This is a genomic window from Pedobacter terrestris (assembly GCF_052343045.1).
In the GTDB taxonomy this organism is placed as follows: Bacteria; Bacteroidota; Bacteroidia; order Sphingobacteriales; family Sphingobacteriaceae; genus Pedobacter.
Map to the genome: position 1 here is coordinate 3,762,126 of NZ_CP180264.1, position 16,935 is coordinate 3,779,060.

Sequence of the window (16,935 nt, forward strand, 5' to 3'; positions counted from 1 at the left end):
TTGTCCGAATTGAAAAATATGTTACGCACCAACCTTGATTTCCTTTCATTCATTGAAAATTATTTCCTTCAGGAAAACGAAGACCATATTATTTTACTAAAAGATTTTCCTTCGGGATACCGTTTTATTGAACAAGGCGAAAACATCCGAAACATCTACATTATTAAGGAAGGAATGACCAAATGTTTTATTTCAGAAGAAAACGGGCGTGATTTTATTGTAGAATTTCTGGGTAAAGGCGAAATTGCCGGCGAACTGGAAGCCATTAAAAAAATTGAATGTTTGTGCAATGTAGAAACCATTACGCCGGTAAAAGCCTACGTAATTCCAGATCATTTTTTCATTAAACTGGTAGAAGAGAACATAGCCTTCTGCCGTATTTTGTTGCAAGAGCTTTCCACGCGCATTATTCAAACGAGCACGCGTGCATCTTTTCAACAATCTTACACGTTAGAATATGGCTTACAGAAGCTGCTTCAACTACAGGCAGACGTACGTGTTCCCATTTCTAAAGAGGACATGGCTGCCTATCTAGGCATCTCTTTGCGTAGTTTGAATAGGGCACTCAAACAACTTCCAGTTAGGGTGTAGAATCTACACCAAGTTAAAAAAACAGTAGTTTTTATCAACAAATCCGTCTTAAATCTTAAAAAATAAAACACTAACAATCAACAGATTAAAACAGTATTAATGTTTTTCTTTCGCTTGCCATGTCGCGTTTCACCTATTTTTTTCGTTTTCAATTGGAAAAAATTTGAATATGGTACGTATTTTAATCATCTTTGAACAATTTTAGTTTAACCTCTCAAAGTGTTAAAAGTCATCCCGTATTTCATAATCTACTTGAGGCATTTCAGTGCGCTTACATTCCAACACACTGAAAAAAAACTAATTAGAATAGTGTATTAACAATATGAGCAATGGTTAATACTACATTATTTGCTGTTACCAAAATATGAAACGATGAGTAAATCAATTAACATATACTACAATTCATTAACTGACGATTTGATTCCCCAAATTTTTGATCGTTTGAATGAACATGAAACCGTTAAGGAAATCAATCCCGTTTTCTCTTTTAAAAATCCCAATGGTTTTTTACCAATTGTTTTCCAATGGGAAAACCCTTCTTTAGAACTTTTCAGGGATAAAGACATCAATCGTAGTTTTAACGTATACAATAAGCCTTTTGATCTTAAAGCGTTTAAAAGAAGTCTTTTTAAGAAAAAAGTTGTACAACAAACCTTCATTCAAAAACTTTTTAAAAAGAAGAAAAAGGTTAAATATGAAGCTATTCCTTTAGATGCGGCAATAGAAAATCAGTTAAAAAACTACAATAAAGTACTCACCATTAAATATTTCCCCGGAGATGCATTTGAGAACAAACATGCCACATTATTTGCTGCTATTGTGACCGAATTGTGTGGTGGTTTATGTTATTTCGGTATGGAAAACATTTGGTATAACCATAAAAACATTATGGGCGAATGTTTATCTAAATTGTATAATCTGGATGAATTGCCTGCACACATTAACCGCAAACCAAAAGAAACCATTTTGAGAAAAGCGGTTGTAGCAGCCTAAATCTTAATCGTTTAAACTTTTACCGGCTTATCTTGTTTGAGGATGTAAACATGAAATGTAATGTCCGAGATCTTGATTGTTAATGGAAGCGCGCGCTTAAACGGGAATACCCAAAAAATTGTTGGCCGACTAACCGAAGGCGTTCCTTGTAAGATTTTGAATCTGGCAGAACACTACCTTCTGCCCTATTCTTACGAAAACAATTATACACCGGAAGATCAGTTTGAACAGTTTGGGAAAGAGCTTTTATTTCATCAGCACATAATTTTTGCCACACCGGTTTATTGGTACTCAATGAGTGGAAAGTTGAAGAATTTTTTCGACAGAATTACAGATTGGGTAAGCAGCAATACCGAAATTGGCCGCAATCTTAAAGGTAAATCTATGCAGCTCATTGCTGTTGGTACCGATGGTGATCTGCCTGACGGTTTTACCACTCCTTTTTTCATGACTGCAAACTATCTGGATATGCAATATCGCGGGCATTTATATTTCAATTCGGATAAAACACCTGGCAACGAAGAAATCGCAGAAATGCGAAAATCTTTTTTTAGTTTTAGTGCTGATTAGCACTTTTAACCTCAATTGAACATAAATTATACTTAAAAATACAACACATGAAAGTAGAAGAAGTATTCAAAAACAATGAAAAATGGATAAGCGATAAATTGGCTATTGCTCCAGATTATTTTACTGAATTATCTAAAGGTCAAAGTCCTGAATTTTTATATATCGGTTGTTCTGACAGTCGCGTTACAGCAGAAGACCTAATGGGAATACAACCCGGACAAGCTTTTGTACACCGCAATGTGGCCAATTTGGTTAATAATGTGGATTTGAGTGTAATGACTGTATTGAATTATGCAGTCAGACACTTAAAAGTAAACCACGTTGTAGTTTGCGGACACTACAATTGTGGTGGTGTAAAAGCGGCTATGCAACCGGCAGATATGGGCATTTTAAACCCTTGGTTAAGAAACATACGCGATGTGTATCGCCTGCACCGCGATGAACTTAACGCCATTGAAGATGAAGATAAAAGATACAACAGGCTTGTAGAACTTAATGTTCAGGAACAATGTGTAAACCTGCTTAAAACTGCCGCTGTTCAAGAGGCCGTTGTCAAAAGAGGCTTAACTGTACATGGTTGGGTTTTCGATATTCATACCGGTAAATTAATCGATCTGAAAATTGATTTTGATGCCATTCTTAAAGACATCACAGAAATATACAAACTGTACTAAAACTAAAAAATCCGGATTCTACGCAGAATCCGGATTTTTCTTTTCTATCGTAAATTAGATTTAGCGGCCCATCCAACCACCATCAACCGTTAAAATCGTTCCATGCACATAATCGGCAGCTTTTGATGCCAGAAATAGTGTAGGTCCTTTAAAATCTTCGGGCGTTCCCCATCTTCCCGCCGGAATACGATCTAAAATAGATTTACTGCGATCTTCATCCGCACGCAAAGCGGTTGTATTATCCGTTGCAATATAACCGGGCGCAATGGCATTTACATTGATGCCTTTTGATGCCCATTCATTGGCAAAAGCTTTTGTTAAAGAAGATATTGCGCCTTTACTTGCCGCATAACCAGGCACAGTAATTCCGCCTTGAAATGAAAGTAATGAAGCGGTGAAAATTACTTTTCCGCTTCCGCGTTCAACCATAGCACGCCCAATTTCACGTGTAAGTATAAATGGTGCGGTTTGGTTTACAGCAATTACTTCGTCCCAATACTCATCAGGATGTTCTGCAATAGGTTTTCTCAATATTGTACCTGCATTGTTTACCAGAATATCAATCACTGGGTGATCTTGTTTAACTTGTTTTGCAAACAATAAAGTATCTTCGCGCTTGCCAAAATTACATTGGTACGCGTAAAACTTCCGACCTAAAGCAAATACTTCTTGTTCTATTTCGCTATCCTGCAATTCCAGGCTTGCAGAAACGCCTATAATATCTGCCCCGGCTTCTGCCAGTGCAAGTGCCATGGCTTTTCCAATTCCTCTTTTACAGCCTGTAACCAGTGCTGTTTTTCCACTTAAATCAAATTGAGTTGACGACATTTTTATTTGGTTAGGTTATTCTGCACCGCAAGCGATTCAGAACATGATGATTATTATTTTACTAAAACTTTTAATGGAAATTTTAACGCCTGTTTAAAGTTTTTCAAATAGGCAAACCAAGCGTCCGCATCGGTAATTTTACCTGCATTATTCCACACGGCGCCTGCATAATACACATATGGAACGTTATTTTGTACTTCTGTTATTCCAAGTGCTTGTTTTGGAGCATTGTATGCTGCTTGTAATGGTTTAAGATCTACAACACCAACACCGGTAATTCCATCGTTTCCGTGTATAGGTTCCCAGTAACCCAATAAGCCATTTTTATCTAAAAGCAATTTCTTATCGGCTTCATTACGTGTAGCTAAACCAATAGCCACCGGCAAATTACCAGTTGTAGAAAAGGTATACAAATTTTCAATTCTATTTAACTGAGATCCGGCATCTATTGATATTGTTTTAACCACTTTTACCTTTATACCTGCAGCATTCCATGAATCATAAGTAAGCTGAAAAGTTGAGCGTAAAGGCCCGTTATCAAGCACTTTTGAAGAACGGTAATTGCCGGAATAGCGTACGCTATCTTTAACAAAAGGCGCCATACTGCCTGCGCCTAAAGTAAAGCCAACACTATAATAATCCAGTCCATCGCCGTGGTCTTTGTGGTAATCATTTTTTCTATAGCGCTCATCAACCACCATTTTTGGTGTATTTTTTACCCAAACATCAATTCCATAGGCATCTTCAGAGGTTTTTTCTAAGGCTTTGCCATACATCCTGAAAGCAATTTTGTCGTTTTCCCAGGCGAAATCATCTTTGCGTTCCGGAACATATCTTGCGAAAGTTTTAACGGTAACAGGCAATGGTTTTCCGGCTTCGATATTCAGCTGAACAGTTTTTTTAGCGGGCACAGAAACTTGTATTAAAAGGTTTTGGATATCTGCTTTACCTCTATGCTCTATCTGAAATGGAATCTCGTTACGGCTGTTCCGATCTACGATTTTAAAATTTAATGTATCTATTTCCGGGTAAACTTTAACGATACTGCTCCATGGAATACTAACTACCGCCTGTTTTCTGTCTAAAGTTGATGCATTGCTGATGCTGATGGTTTTCTGTTGGGCGAATACCGCAACAGTACTAAGTACGAAAGGGAGAATCAGTTTCAGTATTTTCATAGTAGATTTTTTATTTAACTATTTCAGGTCTGTAATGGCACAACGATCCATATCGTCATAATCCAGATTTTCACCTGCCATTCCCCAAATAAAAGTATAATTGCTGGTTCCTGCTCCAGAATGTATAGACCAGTTGGGCGAAATAACCGCTTGCTCATTTTGCATCCAGATGTGCCTGGTTTCTTGCGGCTGGCCCATAAAATGGCAAACGCTTTGACCTTCTGGCACCTCAAAATAGAAATATGCTTCCATTCTTCTATCGTGTACATGAGCAGGCATTGTATTCCACACACTCCCAGATTTTAGTTCTGTCATTCCCATTTGCAACTGGCAAGTCTGAACTACCGTATTGATCAGCAATTTATTGATGGTTCGATGATTTGCGGTTTCAGGGCTTCCGAGTGTAACCACATCTGCTTCATCTTTATTTGTTTTTTTGTTGGGATATTTATGGTGCGCAGGTGCAGAGTTGATGTATAACTTGGCAGGATTAGCTGCATCAACAGATTCAAAATAAACATCTTTTGTTTCTTTCCCCAGGTATAAAGCTTCTTTAAAATCTAAATCGAAATCTCCATCAGCAGTGTAGATTTTTGCTTTTCCTCCAACATTGATAAAACCAATCTCTCGGCGTTCCAAAAAATATTCTGCTCTTAAATCGCTGGGATTAGGAAGTGCTATTTTCTGATCAACAGGCATTGCGCCACCAACAATATAGCGATCAAAATGAGATAAGGTAAGATTTACCTGATTGGCTTCAAAAAGGGTTTCAATTAAGAAATTTTCACGGAGCGAAGCGGTATCCATGAGTTTAACTTCTTTGGGACTTTGAGCGTAACGGCTTTCGAATTTGTTCATGCTTAAATTTGAGTTAGAGTTTTTAAGAACTATCCCCAATAAGATTGAAGAGTGTTCATTCCGACAAATATATTTATCCCTAACCGATTATTTCAATTAATACTCAACTTTATAGTCCTTTTTTAGGGGTTGCCCTGTCCAGGCTTTTAATCCTGTCCACGGTGCTGGTGCATCCGTCCAGAATTTATGATTTGCAGGTAATCCCAATGTGAGAAAACCAAGTGTGGCCATATACAAACTTCCTGTAGAAGTGTATTGATCTGCAACTGTTGGCTGATGTCCATTAAATCCCAGAACCAACCAGCCTTTTTCGTCGAAGTTCTGATTGCCATCATACAGGTTATGCATTACTTTCGTTAATCCGCAGCGAACCTGCGCGGGCAATACATATTCTGGCAGTTTTTCCATTAAAGCAGTTTGGGCCAATGCCTGGAAAGCAGCAGTTCTGTAAGTTATTGAGCGGCCATATGCCGGATAAGTGCCTTCCGGAGAAATTACCCGTTCCAAATATTCGGAGAAACGTACCATGCGTTTTAACGCCAGATCATACTCTTCCTGTTTGGCCTTTTTATGAAAAACCATGACCCCTAAAAGATCAACCAGCATAGGGTGAATCACGTAAGAATTATAATAATCCATACTGAATTTTTCTCCATCGCTGTACCAGCTATCGCCAGCATACCATTCTTTCATTTTATTTATAGAAAACTGAATCCGTGCGGGATCATATTGTTCGCCAATACTGAGCAAAAATCCTTCTGTTAATCCTGAAAACAGCAGCCAATTGTTGTAAGCTCCATTTCTGGTACGTAAGTTTTTAAACTCCTGTATAAATCTTTTTTTAGTTGTTTCATCCAGTGGTTCCCAAAGTGCTTTTGGCGCGCGTAGAAATGCATGGGCTACATATGCAGCATCTACAATTGGTTGCTGTTCCGATGTATAATTCATATAATCCGGATTGGCGGGATCAACAGAATTGGCAAGACCTTTAAGCAATTCTATACGTAAAGTTTTTCTCATTTTACCTTCGTCAGTATTGTCATCGGGCAAAGCCAACCAAGGTGCCACACCTGCAATTGTACGCCCAAGTGCTTCGAGATACGTCACTTTTTCGACAGGCAGATAATAAGAGGGGCCAACTTCTTTAGGCATATTTTTCCTTAATGTGCTATTGGCCAGGTTGTGAATAACAGGGTAAGAAATCCTGTAAAGTGTTTTAGACCAGAATGCCCTGTCTTCTTGTCCGCTTGTTTTTTTTTCCTGAGCCTTGCTGCCAAGAAATGTTAAGATGAGCCCGGAAATCAGGATTGCTTTTTTAAAAATTTTCATTTTTGAAGAAAGATTTAGTGGTTTACAAATACCATTTTTTATAACGTGAAAGCGCTTCGAGATAATAGTAATCTGCATAAATCAATGGAACATCAATTTCAATATCTAATGGAAAAGCACCGGTACTATGCAGCAGTAAAAAGCCTCCATTTGTGCCTACTTTAGCCCGATACTGTTCACTCGACAACGACCGAAGCATTGTTTCCGATGCATGTTTAAATTCCGATTTTTCCTTAGCGTCTACATATTGTCCAAGCTCCAGAAGAGCCGAAGCAATTAAAGCACCCGCAGAAGCATCTCTTTTAGCATAAGGAATCAAAGGGGCGTCAAAATCCCAGTATGGAATTTTATCCGCGGGTAGATTAGGATGATTTAAAATAAAATGTGCAATTCCCTGAGCTTGTTTCAAGTAGGTTTCATTTTTCGTAAAACGATACATCATCGTGTAGCCGTATAGAGCCCAGCCCTGTCCTCTTGACCATGCAGAACAATTGGCTGCACCTTGCCATGTTGCTTTACGCAATACGTTTCCACTCTCAGGATCGTAATCAACAACATGGAAAGAACTAAAATCAGGTCTGAAATGATTTTTTAATGTCGTATTCGCATGTTCTATGGATATTTTTTTAAAATCAGAACTTCCTCCGTTATCGCTAACCCAATTCAACATTTCCAAATTCATCATATTGTCAATGATCACCGGTGCGGTCCAATACTTGTTCTTTTCCCAAGATTGAATTGCTTTCATTTTTGGACGATACCGTGTAGCTAAAGCTTTGGCAGAATTATCGATGATCTTTTTATACTCCGGATTTCCAGAGATTCGGTAAGCATTCCCAAAGCTACAAAACATCATAAAACCAAGATCATGATTACCCGTATAGGTTTGATTGGGTTTAAGTATCTGAAGAGCCTTCTCCGCCTCTTTTTTAATACTTTCGTCTTTGGTTTGTTCAAAAATATACCAAAGGCTACCTGAATAAAAACCACTACACCACCATTTAATATCCATGTTTATGGATTTACCTTTTTCAAAGCTTTGTGGTGTTTTCCCTTCAGGAATATTTTTAGCCAAATATACATACTGTTTTTTTGCAAAGCTGAACTCATCTTCGATAAGTTTGTCCATGGTTTTTTGCATAGGGACCTGTGAAAATGCAACCGTATTAAACGATAGTAATGCAATAAACAGTTTAACTTTTTTTATCATATTATTTATTATTGTGGATGTATTTACTGTGTTTTTTTTATTTCAAGAAATATAGGCCGAATTCAGATAATAATGGATTTTTTCGAGAAGACGTTATTCTCAACCGGACTTTTTGGGCAGTGACGCTGTCGAACCGTATAATTCTTTTAAAGCCAATAGTTGTGCCGGACGCAAATTTCTTCCATTCCTGACCGTCTAAATATTCGGCTGCAAATTTTTCTACTCTTTGTCCATGAGCGATGTTTTCCTGCATTGCTATTACATTGAATATCTGAGGTTTTTCCCAATCAAAATTGATTGTGAGTGTGGTATCTGTGGAAGGCGTTTCCAACTGTGTTTCAACATTACCATCCAAAACAGCATCCAAGTTTGTTGCCCGATCTGAATTTAATTTTGCTTGCTTAACCACATTGTGTTTAAAAGTTTCTTTCATTTTTTTAGCGAATCCCTTCAAACTCTGTACATCGGCTTTCGAAATTCTACCATTTGTATCGGGAGGTATATTTAAGAGCAACACGCCGTTTCTACCTACCGAGGTAAAATAGATGTCGAGTAGCTGCTCGGCGGTTTTTACTTTAACGTCTTCTGAAGCATGATAAAACCATCCGGGGCGAATACTCACGTCAGTTTCGGCTGGATACCAGACCAGGCCTCCGGCACCTTTTAATTTTGAACGGCTTCCTCTATCCTGATCTTTGTAACTTCCTAATACTTTAGGAACTACATTTACATCCTGTTGAGATGAAGCTGCTATTTTCTCCTGGCTTTGTTCTCCAATTGGCAATACACTCCATTCGGTTTCCCTACCTACACCAGTTTCTGTTCCCACCCAGCGTACATCTGGTCCCTGAACGGCAATCACGGCTTTTGGTTGCAGCTTTCGAATTAAAGTATACCATCTGTCAAAATCATACACTTGTTTTTTACCATTCGGACCTTCTCCATTTGCTCCGTCAAACCAAACTTCATCAACCTGACCATACTGAGTAAGTAATTCGGTGAGTTGATTGACAAAATAATCATTGTAGTCATCGGTTCCATAAGTTGGCTCGTGCCTATCCCAAGGTGATAAATATATTCCAAAACCTACTTTTAATTTTCTGCAGGCTTCGGCAACTTCGCAAACAACATCTCCTTTACCCAATTTGTATGGTGTATTCTTTATGCTGTGCTCGGTATACTTGCTAGGCCATAAACAAAATCCATCGTGGTGTTTCGCCGTCAGGATAACCTGTTTAAAACCAGCATCTCTTACAGATCTGACCCATTGTTCAGCATCGAGGTGTTTTGGATTAAACTGATGGATATCCTCTTTTCCATCTCCCCACTCCCTATTTGTAAATGTATTAATTCCGAAGTGGAAAAAAGTAGTTAGCTCAAGTTTCTGCCACCGGAGCTGCCGTTCGGAGGGTACGACATTGGCAGCTTTCGTCAAAATGGTATCTTCACTGTCTTGGGGATTAATTTTTACAAAGCTGGATTGCTGAGCAAATACACCAGAAGTAGAGATAGCTAAAAATAAAATAAAGATGATTTTTATCATATTGGACTAAAAATATGTGAAACCGCAAATGCGATCTGTTTTGAGTAGAGAGCTGGTCAATATTGCCATCAGCAAAAGGGAGCGCCACGACCAAATGGCGCTCCTTAACCAACAACAAACGATCCTAATCACCAAATTTGGTTCTCATGATGCAAAGATTTTCCTATTTTCTACATACAACAGAATTCTATTAATTGTTAAAAAATCCAATTTCCGCGATCTGCGCATAAGGTTGTCCGTCCCAACTACTCTGAGGAACGATTTTAAAATACCTGAAGGTAATTGCAGATGGAAAAGTAAAATTTTGTTTGGAAGAGGCTTTTTGTACCACATAACTCGCTTGAGTTGTAAAATTAACTCCGTCAGAACTATAGAGCACATCTGCGTCTTTAATGGGTCTTGATGCACCATTTTGAATCGTAAATCCGTCAACTGTTTTTGCCGAACCCAAATCAATAGTCACATAATGTGGGTATGTTGCGATCGGACTTACAGAATACTGACTGTGCCAACCGGTTCCTGTGTTATTATCGATGATGGCTGTTGCAGGTGCTGTAGTTTGCTGTGAACTATATGCTGCAATGCTCCAACCTGTTTTACTAATTTCATTTTTCGTACCAAAAGTAAAGACAGGCAATTCATTTACCCAATTGTAGTTATAAATGGTTTCTTTAACCGTCCCGTTCTGTGCAACCAACTTCACCTTCATTTCATATGGACTTGCATCACGGTAAACAAAATCGGTAACGGGCATTTCAACATAAAAACTATCTGTGCCAATCACTTTCGATTCCCATGTAATTGCATTATAGTCTTTATTCGTCCCTGTTCCTTCATTGTTAACATTGGGGTCATTATAATAAATTACACTATTTATCGGTAGCGTGCTGGTAAAACGACCGGAAACTACTATTGCGTTCTTAGACGCAGAGTAACTCGGATAAATTTTCGTGATGCTGGAGGTTACAGATCCGTAGTAAGTATTGGTATTGTTATTAAAAATCTGATTGACGTTTAGTATCGCACAGTCGGCAGCGGTCAAAAACGTTGGGGATTTCCCTAATGTTCCATTTCCAGCCCACATCAAGGCCATACCCAGCGTGTTATTTTCGGATACCTTTTGCCTGTTGTGTGGTAGGTTCAATCCATGACCAAGCTCATGTACCATTCCGCCAAACCACGTACTGAAACGGTTACCTTCAGTGTCAGTTTTTCCCAAGTTCACGATATTCAATCCCTCATAATCCAAAGCATAACACCATTTCCCTGTGCCATAAAAAGGACCTCCGCTTGGTGTTCCGTTTGACGTAAAGCTGTACCTAGGTAGGATAACCAAATAATGATCACTTGTACGGTCGGTAGGGTGCGCATTGAAATAGGCGTCCACTTCAGATTGTACGGCACCACTTCCACCAGTATATGGATAACTTGATTTGGGTAGTGCTCCTCTGATGGTGATGATTTTAACACGGTTCATCAGCGTATTTTTTAAAAGACCGAAAGTTTTATTCCCATATCCATTTCGGTTCATTTCACTTCTGAAAAATTCCTGGGTCCAAAGCATCAACTCGCTTAAACGTTTTTCATAACCCGCCAAAGTATCCAAATCATTCGGCACGAAATAAACCAGGTTTAAATTTCGTGGAAGATCACTGCTATACAAAGAATCTCCAGTTGCAGCCAATGTATTGCTCAGCGTAAGCGACTGATTGGATTCTTCTGTCTTTTTACAGGCAGAAAATGCGATTACCGCAAGCGCAAAAAACTTAAGTAGATGTTTGATTTTCATAGGGCTTAATTACTGATTATTAAAAGGCTATTTTATTCTGTTAAACGAAAACACCATCATGCAACGAACCATCAAAAGACCATTCTTAATCAAATGGTCTTTTGATGGGAAAAAAAATTAATTCCAACCTGGGTTTTGTGTAAGATTTGGATTTCTTTCTCTCTCCGTTTGTGGGATTGGCCAAGTGTTGATATAATCACCCAAATATGTATACGTCACGACATTGGTTCCCCATACCTGTTTAAGGCCTGCGCCAGCAGGGAAAACTTTTTCTCTCCATGTACCCCACCTTAGTTCATCGAAATAATCTATTCCCTCGTTTATAAACTCTATACGACGTTCGTTGCGGATACGTTCTCTCAATCCTGCCTGGTCGGCAACAAAAGTTGGTAAAGATGCATTTGAGTTTTGAACGGCGGGTATTCCCGCTCTGGAACGAACTTCGTTTAAGCGGGCTAAAGCTTCGGTGGTTTGGCCTTGTTCGTTTAATGCTTCTGCCCACATCAACAAAACATCTGCAAAGCGAATCAAAGGGAAATCGGTCGGACCGTACGCACGGTTCACAATTTCAGAAATCCCTTCATATACAAATTTGCGGTGTAAATAATAGAAACGATCTGGCGTATCAGTACGCAGATCGCCGTTAACCGCACTTTCTAAACGATATGGCCATCTGCTGGTAAGTGTTGCGGTTACGCCAGCATACGTGCCGGCAAATGTTGAATAAGGTGTAATTACACTGGATGCCAACCTAGGATCCCTATTGGCATAGGCGCGTAAAATTCTTGCTTCATTTCCAATAGGCAAATATAAACTCATTCTTGCTCCTCTGGCCGTTGCGGAGGAAATTTCAGCGGCAGTCAGATTATCACGTAAAAAGAAAACTTCTCTCTCATTATTACTCATTGAAGAATAACCCGGCAAAATAGTATCCCAATTGAATTTGGATCCATCTATATTCTCATAAAGATCAACCAAATTGGGCGATATCAGATAGGTATTCCAATTGGATCCAAAAGCAGACCTAGATCCGCAAAAAAATTGTGTTGTAGATCCTAAGCCTGATTGACCGATATTTTGGATTGAAAAGATCATCTCCGGACTTTGCTCATTTGCCGTTCGGAAAAGCTCTCTATAGTTGTTGAATAAAGAATATCCAGCTGCCCTAACGCTTGTAAAATCAGCGATTGCTTCTGCCCAACGGCGCTGGTACATATATACTTTTCCTCTGAGGGCGTAAGCGGCTCCTTTTGTAATGTGTCCATAGTTTGCATTTCCGGCCGCATAAAAATTTGGAAGATTGGATTCGTTGATTGCAACTGTTAAATCCGCTACAATTTGATCCCAAACTTGTTGTTCAGTAGAACGTGGCCTTGTTGCTTCTGCAGGTAAATAGGGTTCCAAATAGATGGGTACGCCCTTGAACACCTGATTGAGTCGAAAATAAAAATATGCCCTTAAAAAACGACATTCGGCAACATACCTGCCCTTAAGTTCATTTGAAATGGGAGATTTCAGAGGAATGTTTAAAATTCCATCATTTGCACGTTGTACACCTTCATATAACTCCTGCCAAGTACTAGAAAAAAGTCCACTGGTTGAATTTATGGTTCCACTGGTAAATGCATCCGTATTTCGCGTTTGTCCGCCAAATGAATAACGATCATATTGGTACAGTTCACGGCCAGATGCATCGCTTGTATTTTGACCAAGCCGAATTGCCGAGTAAACGCCGGCTAAACCTAAGTCTGTCAAATCAGCAGTTGTCCACATATCTGCTGAAGAGATTTGGGAATATGGCGTGGTATTCAGTAAATCTTTCTTGCAGCCCATGCCCAAGATCAGGACCAGGCATAAAATATATAATTTTTTCATTGTTCTCTTTTTAAAATGTAAGATTAAGACCTAAAGAATATTGGCGCATGGTTGGATAACCAAACGTTGCACCTAACTCAGGATCTATGCCGGGATATTTCGTTATAGTTACCAGATTTTCCCCCAATAAGTAAACCCTTAACCGACTAAGTGCTAATTTTTTGCTTAATCTGTGTGGAAATGTATAGCCGATTTGAAGGTTTTTTAACTTGGCATATGATGCATTGTATAAATAGAAATCACTTGCAACATCCCGATTTTGATTGTCATTATCTACCTTTAAACGTGGAAAAGTTCCATTAACGTTGTTAGCTGGATCATTTGGATTTCGATCATTATAATAGTAATGATCATTTGCAACCATGCTACTGATTGAAAAACCTGTTCTGGTCACTGAAGAGTTAAAGCCGTCTGTAGCATAGTAATACCACATACCAGCAGCTCCTGACCAGATCATAGATAGATCGAAGTTTTTATATTGTAGGTTTAAAGAAAGACCAAAAGTGAATTTTGGCACCGATGATTTTCCGGTAAAGCTTTGGTCATAATTTCCCCCATAAGTTCCATCGCCATTGTTATCTGCATATATAAAATCGCCATAATACAAACCCGCTTTATTTGGTGTTCCATCTGTGTTATTACTTCTGGTAACCGGACCGAAACGATAACCAGCAGCAATCATTCGGTTCACCCAATCTAAATCTGCGGGGGTTCTGATCATGCCGTCTACTGGTCCTCCGTTAATGTTAACAGAACCATCCGGATTATTGTAAGTGCCGGTTCCCCGATACACATTGTATAAATAGAATTCATTTAAAGAATGACCTTCGATTACCCTTTCATTTGTTCCTGAAGAAACGATTCCTAAGTTAGATGTAAATACCCTATTGCCATTTGCATCAGTAACAAAACCTTGTGAAAGTGTCCCTCTGAAGTTTTCTACTTTATTCACATTATATGCGCCGTTTGCAGAAACTGTTAAAGATAAATCGCCAATTTTATTGGTATGGCTTAACATCAATTCAACCCCTTTATTATTCACATCCATTGAATTTACTGTAGGTGCAGAGGCCGTGCCTGCAGTAAGTGGAATGGTTGGCTGAGTTAAAATATCGGTAGTATATCTACGATAAAGATCCAATTCGAACTTTAATTTTCCTTTAAACAAACTTCCGTCCAAACCAATATTCGTAGAGGCACTTTCTTCCCAAACTAAACCTGGATTTGCAAAGGTAGTTACTGCCAATCCATTTGCTAACGCGTTATTAAATGAATACCTGCTTGTACCGTACGTTGCGAGATAATCATAGTTTCTCTGAGAATCATCAGTACTCATTTTATTGTTTCCTGTGATGCCATATGATAATCTCAATTTCAAATCGTCAAGGAAACTGCGTGTTCCTTCCATAAATTTTTCTTCAGAAATTCGCCATCCTGCAGAAACCGCAGGGAAAAATCCCCAACGGGTATCCGGAGCAAAACGACTGGAACCGTCATATCTCCACACACCTTCTATCAGATATTTTCCTTTATATCCGTAATTTAAACGGCCAAAGTAAGAACGCATCGCCCAATCGTACTCACCACCTGTTATCGACTGCATCGTAGTTGCAGAATTAAATGTAGTTACATCTGGAGCAATTAGCCCAAGCATGGTTTCACTGGTGTTGTAAAAGTTATAATAGTATTGGTTGTACCCCACCATAGCACCGATCGTGTGATCTTTTGCGATAACGGTTTCATACCGAAGTACGTTATCAAAAGTTAACATATAATCTTTATCAAATGCATAACTTGTTGTCAACGTAGAAGGAACGGCAGCGGGAGCCGATAAAACATTTGTTGCAAAATTCCATCGTTCCAAAGGGATAGTATAAGTTGTTTGTTCTCTATAGCGATTTTGATAATTTACTTTACTTTCTAAACTCAATCCTTTCATCAAATCCAACTTTAAAAAAAGTGTGGAGTTTAATCGATTTTCCTGATCTTTTCCACCTGTTCCATCAAGGTAAGTAAGCAAGCTATTTGACGCTCCATCTTGTGAGGCAGATGAGAAACCATAACGTCCATCATAATATGGATAAACGCTTGGAGATGTTTGTTTCAAATAATTGAAAGCATTATCGGTATTCGCTTTTCCATTCTCTCTTAGTGAGAGAAATGTTTGTGTGCCTACAGTAATAAACTTCGCTACTTTGGTTTGTAGATTCATTCTTAACTGATAACGTGTAGAACCAGAATTATTCATAGTTCCGGGATTATTCAGATAGTTTGCAGAAACTGCATATTGCGTAGCCTCCGAACCTCCATTTAAGGCTACATTATGTTGTTGCAAAAGATTTGTCGAAAAGATTTCCTTCCCCCAATCCGTGTTTGGATAAGCAACATAGTTAGGAATACCCTGCGGTGTAAGTCCATTTGGATTTGCATTTGCAGCTGCCCAATCATTGAAAGTTTGTTGAGGATAAATTGCTGCCTGCCCAACATTTGCTGCAGCTTCATTACGCAGAGAGGCATATTGAATGAAATCGCTCACATAACCTGGGATATTAGTGGGATTTGTAATTGAAACAATTCCGGTATAACTAAAAGTCGGCGTTTTATTCGCACCTTTTCTTGTTGTGATCAAAATTACCCCATTAGCAGCGGCAGAGCCATAAATTGACGCGGCGGCCGCATCTTTTAAGATAGAAACCGATTCTACATCATTTGGATTTACAGCATCCATTGTTCCTATAATCCCATCAATAACAACAAGCGCATTGTTATTATTGATGGTTCCGGTACCCCGTACGCGAATTGTTGCCCCATCTTGCCCTGGCCTTCCATTTCCCTGTCTAACATTCACTCCAGATGCCAATCCTGCTAAAGAAGAAGACAAATTGGTGACTGGCCTATCCTCTATTGATTTACTTGAAATGGTTGCTACAGATCCAATCACATTCACCTTTTTCTGCACACCGTAACCAACTACAACTACCTCGTCTAGGTCATTATCATCTTCGATTAACGTGACGTTAAGAGTAGTGGCATTGCCTACAGGCACTTCTTTGGTCGAATAGCCTATATAACTAAATATCAAAACACTTTGATTACCGGGTACTTGAATTGTAAATTTCCCTTCAGCGGAGGATAGTGTAGCCGATTGGCCGATTTTTACTTTAATACTTACTCCAGGTAGTACACCTCCATTTTTGTCTTTTACCGTACCGGTAATTTTTATTCCCTGTGCAAACACACCTATCGAAGATAATATCAATAGGCAGAATAGAATTGGAATTTTTGCTAGATGACTTCTAGCAGAGTTGGATATTTTCTTACATCTTGCTTTGTTGTAAAGTTTGTTCATTTTACTCTGGTTTATAGTTGGCAATAATTTTCACAACCATTTCAACACTGTAGCAAATAAATAATGTTCTTCGCCGTGGAGTTGTTTGGTTATTCCAAAGTTGTTTTATTACGGCGAGTGATGAGGGATAAAATTCTTAAAGAATAGG

General features: G+C 38.8%; 13 protein-coding genes. 4 read left to right on the forward strand and 9 right to left on the reverse strand.

The annotated features are described in order from the left end of the window. Nucleotides 1-18: 18 nt before the first annotated feature. The 4 genes from ACJVDH_RS15975 (at nt 19) to ACJVDH_RS15990 (ending at nt 2,828) form a co-directional block, all read left to right on the forward strand. The gene (locus ACJVDH_RS15975; RefSeq protein ID WP_443944404.1) at nt 19-591 is read left to right on the forward strand and encodes a Crp/Fnr family transcriptional regulator; all 573 of its coding nucleotides are present in this window, start codon (nt 19-21) and stop codon (nt 589-591) included. A 372-nt stretch (nt 592-963) separates the two neighbouring features. Continuing rightward, nucleotides 964-1,584, forward strand: a complete 621-nt coding sequence (locus ACJVDH_RS15980; RefSeq protein ID WP_443944405.1) for a hypothetical protein — start codon at nt 964-966, stop codon at nt 1,582-1,584. Nucleotides 1,585-1,644: 60 nt separating this feature from the next. Then, nucleotides 1,645-2,154, forward strand: a complete 510-nt coding sequence (locus ACJVDH_RS15985) for a flavodoxin family protein (protein ID WP_443944406.1) — start codon at nt 1,645-1,647, stop codon at nt 2,152-2,154. Nucleotides 2,155-2,201: 47 nt separating this feature from the next. Further along, nucleotides 2,202-2,828: a carbonic anhydrase gene (locus tag ACJVDH_RS15990; RefSeq protein WP_443944407.1), complete on the forward strand. Its 627-nt coding sequence runs from the start codon at nt 2,202-2,204 to the stop codon at nt 2,826-2,828. A gap of 60 nt (nt 2,829-2,888) precedes the next feature. On the opposite strand, the gene ACJVDH_RS15995 is transcribed toward ACJVDH_RS15990, so the two are convergent. The 9 genes from ACJVDH_RS15995 to ACJVDH_RS16035 form a co-directional block, all read right to left on the reverse strand. After that, on the reverse strand, nt 2,889-3,656 hold the full coding sequence (locus ACJVDH_RS15995) for an SDR family NAD(P)-dependent oxidoreductase (RefSeq protein WP_443944408.1): 768 nt from the start codon (nt 3,654-3,656) through the stop codon (nt 2,889-2,891). Between the two features lie 53 nt (nt 3,657-3,709). After that, complete coding sequence (locus ACJVDH_RS16000; RefSeq protein WP_443944409.1) at nt 3,710-4,834, reverse strand: DUF4861 family protein; 1,125 nt, start codon at nt 4,832-4,834, stop codon at nt 3,710-3,712. A gap of 18 nt (nt 4,835-4,852) precedes the next feature. Beyond that, nucleotides 4,853-5,692, reverse strand: a complete 840-nt coding sequence (kduI, locus tag ACJVDH_RS16005; RefSeq protein WP_443944410.1) for a 5-dehydro-4-deoxy-D-glucuronate isomerase — start codon at nt 5,690-5,692, stop codon at nt 4,853-4,855. A 96-nt stretch (nt 5,693-5,788) separates the two neighbouring features. After that, nucleotides 5,789-7,021 carry a DUF2264 domain-containing protein gene (locus ACJVDH_RS16010; RefSeq protein WP_443944411.1) on the reverse strand — a complete coding sequence of 411 codons (1,233 nt, stop codon included), beginning with the start codon at nt 7,019-7,021 and terminating at the stop codon, nt 5,789-5,791. A gap of 22 nt (nt 7,022-7,043) precedes the next feature. Then, nucleotides 7,044-8,231 carry a glycoside hydrolase family 88 protein gene (locus ACJVDH_RS16015; protein WP_443944412.1) on the reverse strand — a complete coding sequence of 396 codons (1,188 nt, stop codon included), beginning with the start codon at nt 8,229-8,231 and terminating at the stop codon, nt 7,044-7,046. Nucleotides 8,232-8,268: 37 nt separating this feature from the next. Then, the gene (locus tag ACJVDH_RS16020; protein WP_443944413.1) at nt 8,269-9,774 is read right to left on the reverse strand and encodes an alpha-L-fucosidase; all 1,506 of its coding nucleotides are present in this window, start codon (nt 9,772-9,774) and stop codon (nt 8,269-8,271) included. Between the two features lie 190 nt (nt 9,775-9,964). Continuing rightward, entirely contained in the window at nt 9,965-11,563 is a 1,599-nt protein-coding gene (locus ACJVDH_RS16025; RefSeq protein ID WP_443944414.1) for a discoidin domain-containing protein, read from the reverse strand. Nucleotides 11,564-11,680: 117 nt separating this feature from the next. After that, entirely contained in the window at nt 11,681-13,438 is a 1,758-nt protein-coding gene (locus ACJVDH_RS16030) for a RagB/SusD family nutrient uptake outer membrane protein (RefSeq protein ID WP_443944415.1), read from the reverse strand. Between the two features lie 10 nt (nt 13,439-13,448). Continuing rightward, nucleotides 13,449-16,787, reverse strand: coding sequence for a SusC/RagA family TonB-linked outer membrane protein (locus ACJVDH_RS16035; protein ID WP_443944416.1), 3,339 nt, complete (start codon nt 16,785-16,787; stop codon nt 13,449-13,451). Nucleotides 16,788-16,935 lie beyond the last annotated feature (148 nt).

Coding starts and splice junctions, on each gene's coding strand:
- ACJVDH_RS15975 (WP_443944404.1), top strand. CDS start 19: ATGTTACGCACCAACCTTGATTTCCTTTCATTCATTGAAAATTATTTC.
- ACJVDH_RS15980 (WP_443944405.1), top strand. CDS start 964: ATGAGTAAATCAATTAACATATACTACAATTCATTAACTGACGATTTG.
- ACJVDH_RS15985 (WP_443944406.1), top strand. CDS start 1,645: ATGTCCGAGATCTTGATTGTTAATGGAAGCGCGCGCTTAAACGGGAAT.
- ACJVDH_RS15990 (WP_443944407.1), top strand. CDS start 2,202: ATGAAAGTAGAAGAAGTATTCAAAAACAATGAAAAATGGATAAGCGAT.
- ACJVDH_RS15995 (WP_443944408.1), bottom strand. CDS start 3,656: ATGTCGTCAACTCAATTTGATTTAAGTGGAAAAACAGCACTGGTTACA.
- ACJVDH_RS16000 (WP_443944409.1), bottom strand. CDS start 4,834: ATGAAAATACTGAAACTGATTCTCCCTTTCGTACTTAGTACTGTTGCG.
- kduI (WP_443944410.1), bottom strand. CDS start 5,692: ATGAACAAATTCGAAAGCCGTTACGCTCAAAGTCCCAAAGAAGTTAAA.
- ACJVDH_RS16010 (WP_443944411.1), bottom strand. CDS start 7,021: ATGAAAATTTTTAAAAAAGCAATCCTGATTTCCGGGCTCATCTTAACA.
- ACJVDH_RS16015 (WP_443944412.1), bottom strand. CDS start 8,231: ATGATAAAAAAAGTTAAACTGTTTATTGCATTACTATCGTTTAATACG.
- ACJVDH_RS16020 (WP_443944413.1), bottom strand. CDS start 9,774: ATGATAAAAATCATCTTTATTTTATTTTTAGCTATCTCTACTTCTGGT.
- ACJVDH_RS16025 (WP_443944414.1), bottom strand. CDS start 11,563: ATGAAAATCAAACATCTACTTAAGTTTTTTGCGCTTGCGGTAATCGCA.
- ACJVDH_RS16030 (WP_443944415.1), bottom strand. CDS start 13,438: ATGAAAAAATTATATATTTTATGCCTGGTCCTGATCTTGGGCATGGGC.
- ACJVDH_RS16035 (WP_443944416.1), bottom strand. CDS start 16,787: ATGAACAAACTTTACAACAAAGCAAGATGTAAGAAAATATCCAACTCT.